This is a genomic window from Rhizobium sp. UFLA01-1127 (assembly GCF_059803845.1).
Map to the genome: position 1 here is coordinate 1 of NZ_JAUQTZ010000129.1, position 17,623 is coordinate 17,623.

Sequence of the window (17,623 nt, forward strand, 5' to 3'; positions counted from 1 at the left end):
GGCAATCATCATCGCCTGCAGGAGACATTCGGTGTATGCAGCAGAGGATCTATCTGATTTCTCCGCAGCCAGATCCTGCCAGATCAGATTTCCAAGCGCGGCAATCTGCAACCCGCGCTCCGACGCCAGATCGACGGGGTTTGAAAATTCTAGATCGTCTAAGACCGGCGCATCCAGCAGATCGCTAAGCTGCCTGATCATCACCGATTTTTTGAACGCTACACCCACATGGCCGCGCTCTTCGAACAGAGTGAGCCGTTTAAACGACGACATGTCAGCCAGCACCGCCCTGCCCGGCACCGATTCCAGTTGCCGTCCTCGCGCATCGATTAGCATCCTGCCAGACGTCGGCAGATAGAGACAGTAGGCATCGGGGCCGCCGGGAACCGCGACGCTCATGCCGGAATGACATTTTCCGCTCCAGACGCTGAAGGAGCCGATTGTGTAATGGCGGTCCTCCACTGAGATCGTCCCATGACCGTTGAGAGGTTCGACAATGGCGGGAAACAAGGTCCTTGCATAGTGCGCTGTCATTTCTTCAGCGTCAGCCTTGTCAATTTTGAACACCGACTGCGTCACGTAGGTCAAATAGTTTCCCCGTATTCGGCGCCAACCGATCGGCTGACAAAACACGCACTATGCGCACCCAGAAGATCGCCGCCTACATTTCTTCGCAAACAACTTTAGAATAGACATAAAGTCAATGCGACAATCGCAAAATATTACTGCATGATTGTTGTGTATTATATCATAGTTCGTAATAGAGATATTTAGTTTATAGTTATATGATTTCATAGTACGATCCGCGGCTGCCGATTATATATTTTACGCTTAAACAAACCATTTTAGTAATACGTTCTGCTCCTTTGGGACTGCGATATCCTGACCGCCACCATCGAGCCTCTTGACGGAATGTTATCGATAACATAGCCTGTTCCTATCGAAGCTTTGGGAGGAGCGGGATGGACGACGGAAAGCTGCTCGAATTTTCCGACATCACCAAGGAATTTGGCGGAACGCGCGCGCTGTCGCATGTGTCACTCGACCTGCAGCGGGGCGAAATCCTGGCGCTGCTCGGAGAAAACGGCGCCGGCAAATCGACGCTCATCAAGACATTGGCGGGCATCTACAAGCCGGATGGCGGCCAGATCCTGTTTCGCGGCAAGCCCTACCATCACCGCCCGCCGCAACCGAACCAGCGCCAGCCCGTCGCCTTCATCCACCAGGATCTCGGGCTGATCGAATGGATGACGGTGGGGGAGAATGTCGGGCTTGCGCAGGGCTATTCCCTGCGGGGTCGACTGATCGACTGGCGGGCAACCGAGCGGCGCACGGCAGAGGCGTTGAAGCTTGTCGGCTGCGATTTCGATCCCTCGACCCGCGTGCAGGAGCTGACCCGCACGGAAAAGTCGCTGGTCGCCATCGCCCGTGCGCTTGCCGTCGAGGCGGATGTGCTGGTGCTCGACGAGCCGACGGCGAGCCTGCCTGCCGATGAAGTCGAAAAACTCTTTGCCGCCATTCGGCCGCTGAAAGACCGTGGCGTCGCCATGATCTACGTCTCGCATCGCCTCGACGAGATCTTCCGGATTGCCGATCGCGTTGCCGTTCTGCGCGACGGGCATCTGGTCGGCCAGAAGCCCGTCTGCGAAACGACGCCGGATGAACTCATCCGCATGATCGTCGGGCGCAAGGCAGACCAGCTTTTCGTCAAAGCGGAAAGAAGCGCAGGGCCTGCCATCGTTTCGGTGAAAGAACTTTCCTGCCGCGGCGCCGGACCGGTCTCCTTCGATATCCGCCAGGGCGAGTTGCTTGGTCTCGTCGGCTTGCGAGGCGCCGGTCAGGAACTCATTGGGCGCGCACTGTTCGGCTGCGAACCGTCGCGAGGAAGCGTCCGCTTGAACGGAGCGGAGCCCGACCTTTCCAGCACGGTCGCGGCGATGGCCTCCGGTATCGGTCTGATCGCCAGGGACCGGACGGAAGAGTCGGTCGCCATGTCGCTCAGCCTGCGTGAAAATACGTTCCTGAACCCCGGAGCTTCCGGACGAGGCCTGTTTTCATTCCTGTCGCCGCGCCGGGAAGCGGAAGCTGCCTATTCGCTCGGAAGCCGCGTCGGTCTTAGGCCCAACGACCAGAGCCTTGCCATCGAGGCGCTGTCGGGCGGCAATCAGCAGAAGGTCGTCGTCGGACGATGGCTGGCGACTGGCCGCAAATTGCTGATCGCCGAAGACCCAACCGCCGGCGTCGACGTCGGTGCCAAGGCCGACATCTATCGCCTGATCGCCGAGGCCGTCGAGGCTGGCCTTGCCGTCCTTGTCGTCTCCACGGATTTCGAGGAAATCGCCCATATCTGCCACCGAGCCCTGGTGTTTTCGCGCGGAAGGATCGTGCGCGAACTTGCCGGCGCTGATCTGACAACACCGGCGGTCATCGCCGCCGCATCTGCATCAGAAGCGGCCTGAACCGGAGGAAAACATCATGCAATCGATCGAATCGAACGCGCTCGAGCCGACCCGCGCCGAGCTTTCGGCAATGAGCTTCGGCCAGAAGATCCAGCGCCTGCTGCCGGTCTATGGCCTCGTCATTCTGACTGTGCTTCTGATCCTGCTTTTCTCGGTGCTGCTGCCGCAGACATTTCCGACGATGCTCAACCTGCGTTCGATCATTTCCGACAAGACGATCATCGCCATCCTGTCGCTGGCGGCGATGATCCCCATGGCGGCCGGCCGCATCGATCTGACGATCGGCTATGGCATCGTGCTCTGGCATGTGCTCGCAATCAGCCTTCAGACGATGTTCGGGCTGCCCTGGCCAATTGCCGTCCTGATCGTCATTGCCCTTGGCGCACTGACCGGCTTCCTGAACGGTCTCCTGGTAGAGATCGCCAAGATCGACAGCTTCATCGCCACGCTCGGCACCGGCACGGTCCTTTATGCGATCGCGCTCTGGCACACCGGCGGACGGCAGGTGGTCGGCATGCTGCCGCAAGGGTTTTATGCGCTGAACGGCACCATGGTCTTCGGCCTGCCGATCACCGGCATCTATGTCCTGGCGCTGGCCTTCGTCATGTGGATCGTCCTCGAATATCTGCCGATCGGCCGTTACATCTATGCGATCGGCGCCAATCCGAAGGCTGCGGCCTTGAACGGGATTCCCGTCCGCCGTTTCGTCATCGGCGCCTTCGTCACCTCGGGCACGCTTGCCGCCATTGCCGGCGTCCTGCTCGCCTCCAAGCTTCGCATCGGCCAAGCAAGCGTCGGGCTCGAATATCTCCTGCCAGCATTGGTCGGCGCCTTCCTCGGATCGACCACGATCAAGCCGGGCCGCGTCAATGTCTGGGGCACGATGATCGGCGTCATCATTCTGGCGGTCGGCATTGCCGGCATCCAGCAGTTCGGCGGCTCCTTCTATGTCGAGCCTCTGTTCAACGGCGTCACCCTGCTCGTTGCCATCGGCATTGCCGGTTACGCGCAGCGCCGTCGCAGCCATCAAGGGCGCATGGCACCAGCCCAGGCGCCGCAGCTTTCCGCAAAGCCGGCGGAAAAGTGAAAATCATCTGAAGTTCGAATGTCCAAAGGGAGGAGAAGACATGAACCGTAGACAATTCCTGCAGGCAACGACCGCGGTACTGGTGCTCAGCGCCGGCCAGGCCTATGCCGATCCGATGGCCGATGCGAAAGCCGTCGTCGGCAAATATGCAACCCCTGTCACCAAATGGGACGGACCGACCACGGGGCCGAAGGCGCAGGCCGGCAAGACCATCGTCGTGCTTGCGGGCGACCTCAAGAATGGCGGCATTCTCGGTGTCAGCAACGGCGTCGAAGAAGCGGCAAAGGCGATCGGCTGGCAGGTGAAGGTTCTCGATGGCGCCGGTTCCATCGGCGGACGCACGGCCGCTTTCGGTCAGGCGATAGCCTTGCAGCCTGCCGGCATCATCATCGACGGCTTCGATGCCGTCGAACAGGCTCCGGCGCTGGAGCAGGCAAAGGCCGCCAAGATCCCGCTGGTCGCCTGGCATGCCGGCCCGGTGATCGGTCCGGACGAGAAGAATGGCCTTTTCGCCAATGTCAGCACCGACGCCATGGAGGTCTCGAAGGCGGCTGCCGACTGGGCCTTCGTCGATGCCAAGGGCAAGCCCGGTGTCATCATCTTCACCGACTCCACCTATGCGATCGCGATTGCCAAGGCGGACAAGATGAAGCAGGAGATCGAACGGCTGGGCGGCAAGGTGCTCGAATATGTCGATACCCCGATCGCCGAGACGTCGCAGCGCATGCCGCAGCTGACGACATCGCTGCTGCAGAAATACGGAGACAGCTGGACGCACTCGCTGGCGATCAACGACCTTTATTTCGACTTCATGGGACCTTCGCTTGCCTCGGCGGGCAAGAGCGGCACCGACGCGCCGATCAACGTCGCAGCCGGCGACGGCTCGCAGTCTGCCTATGAGCGCATCCGCGCCGGCCAGTTCCAGAAGGTCACGGTGGCCGAGCCCCTTAATCTCCAGGGGTGGCAGCTGGTCGACGAACTCAATCGCGCTTTCGCCGGTCAAAAATGGTCCGGCTATCTCTCGCCGCTGCATGTGGTGACGGCGGACAACATCCAGTCCGATGGCGGCCCGAAGAACACCTTCGATCCGGACAATGGCTACAAGGACCAATATAAGAAGATCTGGGGCAAGTAATCACCTGGCTTGAATGAAGCGAGCCCTTCGGCGGGCTCGCAATTTTACTCGCTGGCATCGCTTGCAGAACTTGGTAAAGCAACACCGGTTTTGCAGCGATGTTCTCATCGAGTTCGCGACGCCGATATCGATCCGTCACAAGGACCTATCGAGCGTCTCATCCGCTGAGGCGGCAGCCAATCGGACGATGCTGAACCCTTCCGCTTCCGTGGGGGCTACGAAATATTTCGTGATTTCATCGAATTGGGCGTCGGAGGCCGCAAAGTCGTGCGTCCCGGCGGCATTGCGTGCCCGTAAGCGCGCCTTACAAAGCTCATCCGGCACATCCAGGAAATATAGCCGGTGATCGGCGCCGGCCGCCTCGAAAAGCGTTCGCATCCATGACCGGAGAGCAGGAGTATTTGCCGGGAAATCCAGAACAACCGATACGCCGATACCCAACAGATCCTGGACGACAGGACCAATGACGTCACGCAGCCGCCGCGAATAGCGGATATAGTCAGCCACGTCGTTCAATTCGTCACCGAAGAGGCGGCTCATCCACCAATCTTCGCCCAGGACGATGGTTAAGGGCATCTGGCCAAGCTTCGCCGTCAGCGTCGATTTTCCAGCGGCAATTTTGCCGCAAAGCATATGGAGCGTCGCGCGCGACGCATTGGTTTCATGATCGGACATGTCCGTCTCCGGTTGAGACCCCGCAAACGGAAGAAAAAACCCGCCTCGGGGCGGGTTGCATCATTTGAACAAGGAACGTGCAAAAGCCCACCATTCATTGAATGGTGCGAATAATCGGCAAGTTGCAGCTTTGAAGCTTGTCCATCCAGCCCGTATATCAGCTGTTTTCCTGGGATCCAATCAGGAAAGGAGCAAAGACCGGGGTGATTTACAGCATCGCAGACACTGCCCTAAAGCGCCCGGCTGCTGTCGCGTACAATCAGCTGCGGTGAAATCCTGACATTGCCCGCCTGCTGGGCGCCATCAAGAATATCGAGGATCAATTCAGCCGTCCGCTCACCGATTTCGCGGGCAAACGCATTGATCGTCGTCAGCGTCGGCACGCAGACCTCGCCGATTTCATAGTTGCCGAAACCGCCGATGGAAAAACGCTCGGGTACGGGGATTCCGAGCCGGCGGCATTCGGTCAGCGCACCATAGGCGGCCAGATCCGAGACGCAGACGACCGCTTCCGTATCCGGATAAAGCTTAATCAGCTTCGCCATGGCATTGGCGCCTTCGCGCATCGAAATCGGTGGCGATCCGGCTGCGATCAGCCTGGAGGCATCGAGCCCATGCGCCTGCATGGCCGCGATGAAACCGAGCTTGCGCTCGCTGCCGCGCGAATCGCGCTGCACATCCCCGCCGATGAAGGCGATGCGCCGGCAACCGAGCGCGACGAAATGATCGACCATATCGCGCATGACGGCCCTGTTGGAGAAGCCGACATAGTGGCCGATCGGATCATTCGGTATGTCCCAGGTCTCGATCACCGGGATGGCTACCGTTTGCAGAAGTTTGCGAGCCCGCTCGGTATGGGTGCCGCCGGTCACGACAATCGCCTCCGGCTTGCGGCGGAGCAGCTGTTCGATGAGGCGCTCCTCCTCTTCGACATTGTAGTTCGTGTAGCCGAGCAGGATCTGCATGTCCCGCTTGGACAGAGTATCGGAAAGACCGCCAACCGTATCGGCGAAATTAGCGTTGTTGATCGAGGGAATGGTGACGGCGACAAAGCCGGACTTTTGCGAACGCAGGTTGGAAGCCGTGCTGTCGAAGACATAGCCCAGTTCCTCCGCTGTGCGCAGGATCGCCTCGCGGGTCTCCGGACTGACCAGACTGTCGGCCTTGAAGGCACGCGATACGGTCATGGGAGAGACTCCCATGACGCGGGCTATGTCCGCCATCGTTGGCGCTTTGCGTTCGTTACTCATTCATGGCCTATGTTATCGTTACCATCAGAGTAATATGCCTCTTCCCAGAATGGCAAGAGGCGCCTTCAGCTATCCCGCAAGACGAGCAAAACGCCATGGGCGCGGCTGCGTCGGAAACCTCTTGCGGCAGCCAGACTAGAGCTGGAACTCATGCGCTAGCGTCACATGATGATGGATGCGTCCTTCGAAAAAGCGCGACAGCACGGCTTCCGTCGCCGCACGAGCTTCGGTGCGCACCGGGCTTGCAAGAGCCTTTTCGACGGCAGCCATATCCGGATAATTGACGGCCAAGATCATCGGAAACTCGGGAGCGCCTTCATCGCGCGTCTCGGCAAAGGTAACCCTAACGTCGAGGGCGTCTGGAAATTGTTTCCACTTCGGCAGAATGGTTTCCATAACGGCGGTTCGAAAAGCCTCCGTCTCCCCTTCCCTAACTTTGCCTTCAAACAATGCATATCTTGTAATCATCCGGCGATCTCCTTGTTCGGCCCTTTGAAGAATTCCATCAATGCCGCCTGGTCTTCACCACCAAGCCCGGATGCCGTCAGCATACGGTGTATCTCTGCACAGACGGCGGTCAGCGGCATGGCGGTGTTGGTCCTGCGGGCAAGATCCTGAGCGCCGTTCAGATCCTTGACCATGTTGTCGATCCTGCCGGTGCGGCGATAATCCTTGGCGACATAGCGCGGCATATATTCTTGCAAAATGGCGCTGTCGGCCCTGCCGCCCTTCAGCGCCTGCGGGATCTTGGCGGCATCGACGCCGGCATCGAGCGCCAGCTGTGTGGCTTCTGCGACCGCGAGGAAATTCAATGCGCAAAGAACCTGATTGACGAGCTTCGTGGTCTGGCCCGCACCGACAGGACCCATACGGGTGTAGTTCGATGCCACATGACGCAGCACCTGATGCGCGTCCGCGACATCCTGTTCGCTACCGCCGGCCATCAGCGTCAACTGTCCAATCAAGGCCTTCGGCGCTCCACCGGAAAGGGGGCTGTCCACCCAGCGCAATCCCCTTTCCGCCGCTTCTGCGGCAAGCGCCTTGGTCGCGTCGGGATCGATCGATGACATATCGATGATCAGCGTGCCCGGCCCTGCGCCCGCTGCAACGCCTTCGAGCCCGAATACCGCGGCATGGACGATCTTCGGGGAATTGAGGCTCAGAATGACGAAATCGGAAACGGCTGCCGCCGCGGCCGCACTGATGGCAGCCGTAGCGCCTTTTGCGGTCAGAGCCGCAACCTTGTCCTTGTCGAGATCGAAAACAGTCAGCTGATTGCCGGTCTCCGCCAGGCGGGCGCCGATCGCACCGCCCATTGCGCCGACGCCGATCAGCGCCACTTTGTTGCTCATGATTGCCTCTCCTCCAATGCTGTCATGATAGCCGCAACGACCGCATCGAGCGGCTGGCTAATATCGACTGTGATCGCCTGTTCGTCGGCGCCAGGCGGCTCCAGCGCGGCAAATTGGCTGTCGAGCAACGCCGGCGGCATGAAGTGATCCCGCCTCGCCTGCAGACGTTCCAAGATGGTTTCCCGCGTGCCGGCGAGGTGGACGAACGAAACCGGCGCTCCGGCGACTTCGCGAATCCGATCGCGATAGCTGCGCTTGAGCGCCGAACATCCAATCAGCGCCGTCTTATCGGCCAAAACCAGACATCGACCGATCTTGTCGAGCCAGGGCCACCGATCGGTGTCGGTCAAAGGAATGCCGGCACTCATCTTGGCGACATTGGCGGCGGGATGAAGATCATCCCCGTCAACATAAATGCCGCCAAGGCGTTGTGCGAGCGCCGAGCCAACCGACGATTTGCCGCAGCCGCTGACGCCCATGATAACGAAGCGGCACGGCTTTGCGCCGTCAGAGAGACGCTGTGATGCCGCCGTCGACATAGAGCACATGACCGTTGACAAAAGAGGAGGCATCCGAGGCAAGGAAAATGCAGGCGCCGACCAATTCCTCAACGCGGCCCCAACGCCCTGCGGGCGTGCGTTTTTCCAGCCACGCCGAGAAATCGGCATCGGCGACGAGCGCCGCGTTCAACGGCGTATCGAAATAGCCCGGCGCAATGGCGTTGCATTGCAGCCCATGTTTGGCCCAATCCGTCGCCATGCCCTTGGTCAGATTGCCGACGGCCCCCTTGGTTGCCGTGTAAGGAGCAATCGAGGGGCGCGCCAGCGCCGTCTGCACGCTTGCGATATTGATGATCTTGCCGGCGCCTCGCTTGATCATGTGCCGCGCGACGGCCTGGCCGACATTGAAGACGCTCGATATGTTCGTACGCAAAAGCCGTTCGAAAGCATCGGCCGGAAAATCCTCGAGCGGCGTGCGAAACTGCATGCCGGCATTGTTGACGAGGATGTCGATCGCGCCGGTTTCGGCCTCGAATGCATCGACGGCCTGACGCGCGGCCGCATGATCGGTGGCGTCGAATGCCAGCATGTGTACCTCGCCGCTAAAGCTTTCGGCCGCCTTTGCAAGCTTTTTGCGATCACGGCCGTTAAGCACGATCGCTGCGCCGGCAGCGGCCAACCCCTTGGCGAGCGCAAGTCCGATGCCTTGGGAAGAACCGGTCACCAGGGCGCGCCGTCCTTTCAGATCAAAAAGACCAACAGACATCGTTTCCTCCGTTTTTCATCTCGACAATGATTGCATCTCCTGTTTATGTTATCGATAACATTTGATGTCAAGGGAGGACTTGAAAGATGGATAAGCCACCGATCCTGCAGATTGGTCCCTATCCGCAATGGGATCAGGAACCGCTCGAGGCAGCGTTTCACGTTCATCGCTATTTCGAGGCCGCCGACAAGGACAAGCTGCTTGCTGAGGTCGGACCGTCGGTCAGGGCGATTGCGACGCGCGGCGAGCTCGGTGCCAACCGCGCCATGATCGAAGCCTGCCCGAAACTGGAGGTCATTTCGGTCTATGGCGTCGGCTTCGACGCCGTCGATCTGCAAGCCTGCCGCGAGCGCGGCATCCGTGTCACCAATACGCCCGACGTGCTCACAAATGACGTTGCCGACCTTGGGATTGCTATGATGCTCTGCCTGTCGCGCGGCATGATCGGCGCGGAGACATGGGTGCGTGACGGCAGCTGGGTGCAAAAGGGGCTTTATCCCCTCAAGCGCCGCGTCTGGGGGCGGCGTGCAGGCGTGCTGGGCCTCGGCCGCATCGGCTTCGAAGTCGCCAAGCGCCTGAAGGGCTTCGACATGCAGATCGCCTATTCCGACGTCGAAGCGAAAGCCTACGCCTCCGACATGACCTTTGTCGCGGATCCCGTCGAACTCGCGCGGCAATCGGATTTCCTGTTCGTCACGCTTGCCGCCTCCTCGGCAACCCGACACATCGTCGGTCAAAAGGTGATCGAGGCGCTCGGCCCGGAAGGTATGCTGATCAACATCTCCAGAGCCTCCAATATCGACGAAGAGGCACTGCTTGACGCACTGGAAACCGGCAAGCTCGGATCGGCAGCACTCGACGTCTTCGAAGGCGAGCCGAAGCTCAATCCCCGCTTCCTGGCGCTCGACAATGTGCTGCTGCAGCCCCATCACGCCTCCGGTACGGTGGAGACACGCAAGGCCATGGGGCAGCTGGTGCGCGACAATCTGGCCGCTCATTTCGCCGGCCAGGCCCTGCCGACACCCGTTCTTTGAGGAGAAAGACATGAAAGCCATTGTCGCTCACGCCGCCAAGGATGTGCGGATCGAGGATTATCCGGAAGAAGAACCAGGGGCTGGAGAAGTCAAGCTGACGCTCGCGACCGGCGGGGTCTGCGGCAGCGACCTGCATTACTACCATCATGGCGGCTTCGGCACCGTGCGACTGAAGGAGCCGATGATCCTCGGGCATGAGGTCAGCGCAACGGTGACCGCACTCGGCCCCGGCGTAGAAGGGCTCGAAATCGGTCAGCTCGTTGCCGTCTCCCCCTCCCGTCCATGCCGGAGCTGCCGCTACTGCCTGCAGGGCCTGCCCAATCAATGCCTCAACATGCGCTTTTATGGAAGCGCCATGCCCTTCCCGCATATCCAGGGCGCATTCCGCGAAACGCTCGTCGCCGATGCCATCCAATGCGTGCCGGCAGACGGGCTAACGCCGGGTGAAGCAGCCATGGCGGAACCTTTGGCCGTCACGCTCCACGCCACCCGGCGTGCGGGCGAGATGCTCGGCAAACGCGTTCTCATAACCGGCTGCGGCCCGATCGGCGTCCTCTCGATCCTCGCCGCACGCCGCGCAGGTGCTGTCGAGATCGTAGCGACCGATCTTTCGGACTTCACCTTGTCGCTTGCCAGGCAAGCGGGTGCCGACAGGGTCATCAATACGAAGAACGAGCCGGAAGCGCTTGCCGCCTATTCCGCCGACAAGGGCACTTTCGATGTGCTCTACGAATGCTCCGGCGCTGCTGCGGCGCTTGCCGGCGGTATTGCGGCACTTCGACCGCGCGGGATCATCGTCCAGCTTGGTATCGGCGGCGACATGAGCCTGCCGATGCTTTCGATCACGGCCAAGGAACTGGAATTGCGCGGCTCCTTCCGTTTTCACGAGGAGTTTGCCGTCGGTGTTGATCTGATGCGCAAGGGCCTCATCGATGTGCGGCCGCTCATTACCCATACGGTACCGCTTGCCGAGGCGATCAGTGCTTTCGAAATCGCTTCGGATCGAAGCAAGGCCATGAAGGCGCAGATCGTCTTCGCCTGAAGCGAAAACCGCGCGAAATCCACCTCATCGAAAATGAAATGGATTTCGCGCTCGCATCCGGTCTAATCGAGATCGGCACCGATCGCGTTAAGGGCGGCACGGGCAACCTGCTCGTCCTGCTCTCCGGAGCCTGATCCGACGCCGATCCCGCCGACAAGCGTGCCGCCGACACGGATCGGCAAGCCCCCGCGCAGACCCGTCATCCCGCCGCGCGTTGCAACGGCCGGGGGCACCCTTGCATGCTCCGGCAGGGAATGGCTCGGCGCACCGATGGAAGCGGCCGTCTGCGCCTTGGCAGCCGCGCTTTTCAACGACTGAAAACGCGAACCACGCATACGGAAGGAGCCGAGCGTCACACCGGACTGATCGACGATGACGATGCATTGCGGCTGCCCCATCTCAGAAGCAGCCGAGATCGCAGCGGTCAACAACGTCATCACCCCTTCGTCGCTCAGGACACTCGACGTCAGAACATGGCTCATGCACTATCCTCCCGCTTGCGGACTCGATTGAATATGTTATCGATAACACATCGATCTCTCGATGTAACCTTAGGGAGGTATTGTCACAATGTCGTTCTTCGAGATCATGGATCCGGCCTTCGGGAAATTCGTTCTTGGCAATGCTCCCGTCAAGCAGATCGCCACAGGGTTCGATTGGGTCGAAGGTCCTGTGTGGTTCGGAGATCTGAACTGCCTGCTTTTCTCCGACATTCCCAACAACCGCATCATGCGCTGGATCCCTGGCGTCGGCACGAGTGTGTTTCGCGAACCTTCGAATTTTTCGAACGGTCATACGCGCGACCGGCAGGGCCGGCTCGTGAGCTGCGAACACGGCGGCAGGCGCGTCACGCGCACGGAACATGATGGATCGATCACCGTCATCGCAGACAGCTATCAGGGCAAACGCCTGAATTCACCAAACGATGTGATTGTCGCCTCGGACGGCGCCGTCTGGTTCAGTGACCCCCACTATGGCATCGCCACCGACTATGAAGGGCATAGAAGCGAGCAGGAATTGCCATGCAACGTCTATCGTGTCGATCCTTCCGGGGCCATGCAGGCGGTGTTGACGGATTTCAATTGCCCAAATGGACTTGCCTTTAGCCCTGATGAGAAAAAACTCTATGTCGCCGATACCGGCCGCATGCATGGCAGCGATGCGCAGCACATCCGCGTTTTCAATGTCAGCGAAAACTGGCGGCTATCGGGCGGCGAGGTATTTCATGTCATTTCGCCCGGCTGTGCCGACGGCATGCGCCTCGACAGCGACGGCAATCTCTGGTCGTCCGCAGCCGACGGCGTGCACTGCATCGCGCCCGATGGCCATCTCCTGGGCAAGATCCTCGTGCCTGAAACCGTTTCCAATCTCTGTTTCGGCGGTCGCGGCAAGCACAGGCTCTTCATGACAGCAACGACAAGCGTCTATGCGATCTCTTTGAACCGGAGCGGCGCCCTCTGATGGCCGAAGCTTGAAAATGAGGCGGCAGCAAGGGCTTCGGCAAGAAGCGGGCGCGCCTCCAGTGGGAGGCCATCCGGTCGCCTGAAACCAAAACGGCGGCAATCGCCCAACATGCAGCGATTGCCGTTGTCGCAAGGGAAAGAAGATATCAGCGCAGACCGGCCTGAGGCATGGAGGAAGAAGCCGCACGAGCGATCGGTGCCAGATTGACCGACAGAGCACGCTCCTGCCGGCGCGCAGCATCCTGCAGCAGGGTCGCCATTCCGGTCACGGAAATGCGATCCGCGCGCATGACCTGGCGGATCAGCGGATCTTTGAGAACTTCGGCGATCGTCAAGTCCCTTTGGGTCATGGTTACCTCCTGTTCGTTGGAGCAGAAGATAAACCGCTTTATTAGCAGTGCGATGTCAGAACCCGGACAAAAACAAGGCAATTCGTTCGATTTTGTTACAGGATAATTGCAAAACCCTTGGGCAGCACATATTCCAAAATTGCAATAAGACCCTAGTTGTCGGTCGAAGAAGGTTGATCGATGGAGATCGGCCTAAGTGGGAGGCCCGCTTGTTCCGCGAAGGCGTAATGTTCTGCAATATCCAGACCTTAATTGTGCAGCTTTTGCGTTTATTATCGCGCGACGCAGAGAGGGATTTTTAAGATTAACCATCAACGATTGGCCGCGCTATGTATTCCTCAGATCAGACCAGAGAAGATGAGCGTCTCATCTACCACGCAGACCTTCTCAACCAGCTTTCAAATCCCAAGCGACTGGAGGTCTGTATCCATCTGTCCGACCATGAGGAAGATGTAAACAGCCTGGCCAAGAAACTTGGAATATCGCAATCGGCACTGAGCCAGCATCTGACCCGCCTGCATCATTCGGGCATCGTCAAAGTGCGCCGCCAGGCGCAATTCAGATATTATAGCTGCGACCATCCCGGCGTTCTGCGAATTCTGAAGACGCTTGCCGAACTTTTTGATGTTGAATCCAAGCCTAAAGCGAGGAATATCGCCGCCGGGAGCGACAGTCACGACGGGAAATCGTAGGGCGGCGACAGGCTTTGCTGCGCCGGCCATCGACCGTGCTGCGAAGATCTGCGCTGGAGCCGGATGATTTTAGGTCGGTTCGACCTAAAATCTGAATACCTCCTGGAATCAAAGGGGTAGAACATGACGCCGGCCAAAATCACCTGACACTTTTCGGCATCATGCCCTGAGGGCGCCAAAGAGGCGCCCAATCCGCGCTCGCTCAAACGCCGCGCTTGTTGCCCCAGATGATGACGTGCAGTTGCGGCAGCACTCTGGCCTCGAACCATCTGTCAACGCTGACCTTGTCGACCAGCCAGCGCATGCGCTCGACAATTCCGTCAATGTCCACGAGGGCATCATCCGCGTCTGCAGGCGGCGGCGTATGATTGCCGGGCTGCAGATAGAGAGGCAAATGAGGATAACGCGACGCGGCCTCCTGCGCATAGGCGTAGTCGAGGTCGTCGAATATGACGATCTTCAGCGCAATTTGCGCTTTATCGCCGGCCATGCGCAGACAGTCATCGAAAGCAGTCCAGTCCGTTATCATGCCGCTCGAAGGCGGTTTCGGGCTCAGCACCAGCACGTCAAGCTCGGCGAACCAGTCCTTGGCTAGGCTCGCTTGCGTTTCCAGCGCAAAACGATAGCCTTGCGCATGGCCGCGCTCGATCAGCGGAGCGAGCGGCTGGATTGCGGGATTGCCGCCCGAGAGTGAAATCGTGAGCGGCTTGCCGCCGGAGAGCCTTGTTACTTCTTGCCAGATTTCGTCCACGGACATTGGCTGCCATTGATCGCGATAGTCACTGTCGACAGCGTGCAGCGTGTCGCACCAGGAGCAGCGATAGTCGCAGCCGCCGGTGCGCACGAAAATCGTTGGGAGGCCGATCAATATCCCCTCGCCCTGGATCGTCGGTCCGAAGATCTCGCTGACGCGAATGCGCGCTTCACTCATGGCCGGTATTCCGCCCATGTCTTCGGCGTCTCGCTGACACGCACAGCCGAGGTCTCCGGCAGCCGGGTCTTGCACCAGTCATAGAAGTGCTTGGCAAGGCACTCCGAAGTGACGCGATCATGGCCGAGGACATCGTTGAGATGGCGGTGGTCGAAGGCATCATCGATATAGCGCTTCAGCGGCTGAAGCTCGTGATAGTCGCGCACGAAGCCGTTCTCATCGAGTTCGGCCGCTGAAAGTTCCACCACGACGATGTAATTGTGCCCATGCATGCGCGCGCATTGGTGATCGTCAGACAGATGCGCGAGCTGATGCGAGGCGGAGAAATGAAACTCCTTGGTGATGCGGAACATCACTTCACCTCCCGGGCAAAGAAGCTTGATGTCGCAGCGACCCAGAAATCGGGATCCTCGTAATCGGTGGGATCGTCGACGGCGGCAAGATGAAAGGCTTCGCGCCGCTCGACGCAGGTGCCGCAGCGGCCGCAATGACGCTCCCCACCCTTGTAGCAGGACCAGGTTTCGGAGAAGGGAACCTGGTGGCGGGCGCCGTCGGCAACGATATCCGCCTTCGAAACCGTCACATAGGGCGCATGGAGCGAAACGCTGGCATAGCCTTCGAGCGCATGGTTCTGCATCTGCTGGAAAGCGTCGATGAAGCCGGGCCGGCAATCGGGATAGATGAAATGGTCGCCGCCGTGAACGGCAACGGCGACCGCATCCGCCTTCTGAGCGGCCGCAAGCCCGAAGGCGATCGCCAGCATGATCGCGTTGCGGTTGGGCACGACCGTCGCCTTCATGGTCTCCTCGGCATAGTGTCCATCGGGCACATCGACATTGTCTGTCAGAGCCGATCCGGTCAGATGCTTGCCGATGGCCGTTATGTCGATGATCTGATACGGCACGCCGAGGCGCTTGGCGCAGGCGCTGGCGAATTCCACTTCCTTGCGATGCCGCTGGCCATAGTCGAAGGAGACGAGGCCGATGAGCTGATGTTCGGCTGCGACCTTATGGGCAAGCGAAACGGAGTCCAGTCCGCCGGAGCAGACGACGATAGTCTTCATAATTCAGGATCCCTTGTTTTGACCGGGTGGGCTGCGACCGGATTTCTTGGCTCCCTAGCAGCAGAAACCGATGGAAACAAGGCATCCCGCTTCATTGATGGCCAGAAGGAGAGCAATGCGACGATGATTGTGCGGCAGGCGACGTTGCCGCGTACCCCTCCTCGGAGATCGGAAGATTATTGAGCAATAGGGCGCAGAACCCCCCACTCTTGTTGCGGATCAAATTCTCCCAATGCGATGTGCGCGTGGTTGCAAAATGCTATTCCTACCGCTGACAAGAGATAGCGAAGGCGCTAGGCATCCCCGACCGGCGCGGTACGGCATTGAGATAATCGATCAAGACATTTGTGTCGAAGAGAGCCTTCACCATTCGCTGCGAATGTCGTCCTGATACGCCAGACCATCGATCTTTCGATCACCCCAGAGCCCGAAGGCCTCTGCTTCGCTATCGACATTGTTCCTGGCCAGAAAGTCATCGACCGCCTTGCGGATCAGTGCTGCTCTCGACATTTTTTCCCGCTGCGCCAGCCGGTCCAGCGCTTTGAATTCCCGTTCGCCGATATCCACCAACGTTCTCATGAGAAGCTCCGATATATGATATCGGGAATATATATCGCTGCCGCAAATTGCGCTATTATGTAGGATCCGCCACCAAAGCTTTTTGTGTTCATTAATTAACGTTGTCGCCGGCAAACGATTCCCGGCTCCGGATCTGCTACGGCAGTCCCACTTGCAGGCTTGCGACAGCAACAATATGCGCCGCAGGCGCGGACATATTGACTTAGATAACGAGACCATCAGCTGACGCCGGCAAATTTTCCCGAGATATTCAGATCCGGATAGTAACCTGCCGGCTTACTGCCAACCGTTTGCCCGCCGGTCAGGCTGCCCTGGATCTCCGGACCGAAGAAGGAATAAGGGAAGGTCGGCGGCAACGCGCTTACAGCATCGAGGCGCCGGCGCAGTTCGGCGGGTATGACGAATTCCAGAGCGCTGAGATTGTCCTTCAGTTGTTCCAGTTTCGTCGCACCGATGATGATCGAGGCGATCCCAGGTTGGGTCATCGCCCAGTTGACCGCCACCTGCGCCATGCTGCGGCCGAGTTCTGCCGCCACCTTCTCCAGTTCGGCGATAATAGCCCAGTTGCGCTCGGTGAATTTCTGGAATCCGGGATTGGTCGTGCCGCGCACGGTTTCGAGCCGGCCTGCAACTTGCCCCTCACCGCTTGGGCGATACTTGCCGCTGAGCAGACCGCTTGCAAGCGGGCTCCAGGCCATGATGCCGGCGCCGTAGCGCGTTCCGAACGGCACGAATTCATTTTCGATATTGCGCTCGGCCAGCGAGTATTCGAGCTGCAGTGCCGAAATCGGCTCGTAACCGCGATGCTCGGCCACGGCCTGGGCGCGGCTGGCATACCATGCAGGAACGTCCGACAAGCCGACATGCCGCACTTTGCCGGAGCGGACAAGATCATCGAAGGTGCGCATGACCTCTTCGGGCGGCGTCAGGCGATCCCAGCAGTGCATGAGATAGAGATCGATGTAGTCCGTGTTAAGCCGCTTCAAAGAACCTTCAACGGCACGCAGGATGTTCTTTCGGCCGTTGCCGGCCGCGTTCGGCGTCTGTGCCGTAAGGTTCATGGTGAATTTGGTCGCAACGACGGCGCCGTCGCGCAATCCGCGTTCGGCGATAAACTCGCCCAGCCAGGTCTCCGACGTGCCGCCCGTATAGGCATCGGCGGTATCGAAGAAATTGCCGCCGGCATCGACATAGGCGTTGAAGATGGCTCGTGCCGCCTCCTTGTCGGCGCCCCATCCCCATTCC

The 17,623-nt window shown here is 59.5% G+C and carries 21 protein-coding genes; 7 read left to right on the top strand and 14 right to left on the bottom strand.

Annotation, left to right across the window (positions count from 1 at the left end):
- The coding region (locus Q4Q11_RS24940) for a cupin domain-containing protein (protein WP_498571180.1) at positions 1-579 on the bottom strand (579 nt) is incomplete at its 3' end.
- Positions 580-962: 383 nt separating this feature from the next.
- Here Q4Q11_RS24940 and Q4Q11_RS24945 point away from each other — a divergent pair.
- From Q4Q11_RS24945 to Q4Q11_RS24955, 3 genes are read left to right on the top strand one after another with little or no spacing between them, the layout of a single operon-like run.
- The gene (locus Q4Q11_RS24945; RefSeq protein ID WP_498571169.1) at positions 963-2,459 is read left to right on the top strand and encodes a sugar ABC transporter ATP-binding protein; all 1,497 of its coding nucleotides are present in this window, start codon (positions 963-965) and stop codon (positions 2,457-2,459) included.
- Positions 2,460-2,475: 16 nt separating this feature from the next.
- On the top strand, positions 2,476-3,546 hold the full coding sequence (locus Q4Q11_RS24950; RefSeq protein WP_112512056.1) for an ABC transporter permease: 1,071 nt from the start codon (positions 2,476-2,478) through the stop codon (positions 3,544-3,546).
- A 40-nt stretch (positions 3,547-3,586) separates the two neighbouring features.
- Positions 3,587-4,681 (top strand): ABC transporter substrate-binding protein, encoded by a 1,095-nt coding sequence (locus Q4Q11_RS24955; protein ID WP_113217616.1) that lies wholly within the window; start codon positions 3,587-3,589, stop codon positions 4,679-4,681.
- A gap of 135 nt (positions 4,682-4,816) precedes the next feature.
- Here the strand turns inward: Q4Q11_RS24955 and Q4Q11_RS24960 are convergent, their stop codons facing one another.
- From Q4Q11_RS24960 to Q4Q11_RS24985, 6 genes are all read right to left on the bottom strand, one after another.
- Complete coding sequence (locus tag Q4Q11_RS24960) at positions 4,817-5,356, bottom strand: P-loop nucleotide/nucleoside kinase family protein (protein ID WP_498571170.1); 540 nt, start codon at positions 5,354-5,356, stop codon at positions 4,817-4,819.
- A gap of 230 nt (positions 5,357-5,586) precedes the next feature.
- Positions 5,587-6,606, bottom strand: a complete 1,020-nt coding sequence (locus tag Q4Q11_RS24965; RefSeq protein ID WP_498571171.1) for a LacI family DNA-binding transcriptional regulator — start codon at positions 6,604-6,606, stop codon at positions 5,587-5,589.
- 135 nt (positions 6,607-6,741) lie between these two features.
- Positions 6,742-7,074: a hypothetical protein gene (locus Q4Q11_RS24970; RefSeq protein ID WP_498571172.1), complete on the bottom strand. Its 333-nt coding sequence runs from the start codon at positions 7,072-7,074 to the stop codon at positions 6,742-6,744.
- Positions 7,071-7,958 (bottom strand): NAD(P)-dependent oxidoreductase, encoded by an 888-nt coding sequence (locus tag Q4Q11_RS24975; protein ID WP_498571173.1) that lies wholly within the window; start codon positions 7,956-7,958, stop codon positions 7,071-7,073. The genes Q4Q11_RS24970 and Q4Q11_RS24975 overlap by 4 nt, the downstream gene beginning before the upstream one ends.
- On the bottom strand, positions 7,955-8,497 hold the full coding sequence (locus Q4Q11_RS24980; RefSeq protein WP_112512040.1) for a gluconokinase: 543 nt from the start codon (positions 8,495-8,497) through the stop codon (positions 7,955-7,957). Before Q4Q11_RS24980 ends, Q4Q11_RS24975 begins: the two co-directional genes overlap by 4 nt.
- Positions 8,466-9,224, bottom strand: coding sequence for an SDR family oxidoreductase (locus Q4Q11_RS24985; RefSeq protein WP_498571174.1), 759 nt, complete (start codon positions 9,222-9,224; stop codon positions 8,466-8,468). The genes Q4Q11_RS24980 and Q4Q11_RS24985 overlap by 32 nt, the downstream gene beginning before the upstream one ends.
- 86 nt (positions 9,225-9,310) lie before the next feature.
- Here Q4Q11_RS24985 and Q4Q11_RS24990 point away from each other — a divergent pair, with 86 nt between their 5' ends.
- On the top strand, positions 9,311-10,258 hold the full coding sequence (locus Q4Q11_RS24990) for a 2-hydroxyacid dehydrogenase (protein ID WP_112512035.1): 948 nt from the start codon (positions 9,311-9,313) through the stop codon (positions 10,256-10,258).
- A gap of 10 nt (positions 10,259-10,268) precedes the next feature.
- On the top strand, positions 10,269-11,300 hold the full coding sequence (locus Q4Q11_RS24995; protein WP_112512033.1) for an L-idonate 5-dehydrogenase: 1,032 nt from the start codon (positions 10,269-10,271) through the stop codon (positions 11,298-11,300).
- 62 nt (positions 11,301-11,362) lie between these two features.
- On the opposite strand, the gene Q4Q11_RS25000 is transcribed toward Q4Q11_RS24995, so the two are convergent.
- Positions 11,363-11,782 (bottom strand): GlcG/HbpS family heme-binding protein, encoded by a 420-nt coding sequence (locus Q4Q11_RS25000; RefSeq protein WP_498571175.1) that lies wholly within the window; start codon positions 11,780-11,782, stop codon positions 11,363-11,365.
- A gap of 88 nt (positions 11,783-11,870) precedes the next feature.
- Between Q4Q11_RS25000 and Q4Q11_RS25005 the strand changes: the two genes are divergently transcribed.
- Positions 11,871-12,761 carry an SMP-30/gluconolactonase/LRE family protein gene (locus Q4Q11_RS25005; RefSeq protein ID WP_112512029.1) on the top strand — a complete coding sequence of 297 codons (891 nt, stop codon included), beginning with the start codon at positions 11,871-11,873 and terminating at the stop codon, positions 12,759-12,761.
- 148 nt (positions 12,762-12,909) lie between these two features.
- Here the strand turns inward: Q4Q11_RS25005 and Q4Q11_RS25010 are convergent, their stop codons facing one another.
- The gene (locus tag Q4Q11_RS25010; protein WP_498571176.1) at positions 12,910-13,113 is read right to left on the bottom strand and encodes a hypothetical protein; all 204 of its coding nucleotides are present in this window, start codon (positions 13,111-13,113) and stop codon (positions 12,910-12,912) included.
- A gap of 329 nt (positions 13,114-13,442) precedes the next feature.
- On the opposite strand from Q4Q11_RS25010, the gene Q4Q11_RS25015 reads away from it, so the two are divergent.
- Entirely contained in the window at positions 13,443-13,805 is a 363-nt protein-coding gene (locus Q4Q11_RS25015; RefSeq protein WP_112512024.1) for a metalloregulator ArsR/SmtB family transcription factor, read from the top strand.
- A 202-nt stretch (positions 13,806-14,007) separates the two neighbouring features.
- Here Q4Q11_RS25015 and queE read toward each other — a convergent pair whose 3' ends face one another.
- The 5 genes from queE to Q4Q11_RS25040 all read right to left on the bottom strand — a co-directional run.
- Positions 14,008-14,736 carry a 7-carboxy-7-deazaguanine synthase QueE gene (gene queE / locus Q4Q11_RS25020; RefSeq protein WP_112512019.1) on the bottom strand — a complete coding sequence of 243 codons (729 nt, stop codon included), beginning with the start codon at positions 14,734-14,736 and terminating at the stop codon, positions 14,008-14,010.
- Positions 14,733-15,089, bottom strand: a complete 357-nt coding sequence (queD, locus tag Q4Q11_RS25025; RefSeq protein WP_112512016.1) for a 6-carboxytetrahydropterin synthase QueD — start codon at positions 15,087-15,089, stop codon at positions 14,733-14,735. The genes queE and queD overlap by 4 nt, the downstream gene beginning before the upstream one ends.
- On the bottom strand, positions 15,089-15,799 hold the full coding sequence (queC, locus tag Q4Q11_RS25030; RefSeq protein WP_498571177.1) for a 7-cyano-7-deazaguanine synthase QueC: 711 nt from the start codon (positions 15,797-15,799) through the stop codon (positions 15,089-15,091). The genes queD and queC overlap by 1 nt, the downstream gene beginning before the upstream one ends.
- A 363-nt stretch (positions 15,800-16,162) precedes the next feature.
- Positions 16,163-16,378 (bottom strand): ribbon-helix-helix domain-containing protein, encoded by a 216-nt coding sequence (locus Q4Q11_RS25035; RefSeq protein ID WP_498571178.1) that lies wholly within the window; start codon positions 16,376-16,378, stop codon positions 16,163-16,165.
- 218 nt (positions 16,379-16,596) lie between these two features.
- Positions 16,597-17,623: aldo/keto reductase (locus tag Q4Q11_RS25040; RefSeq protein WP_498571179.1), on the bottom strand; the 1,027-nt coding region annotated here is incomplete at its 5' end.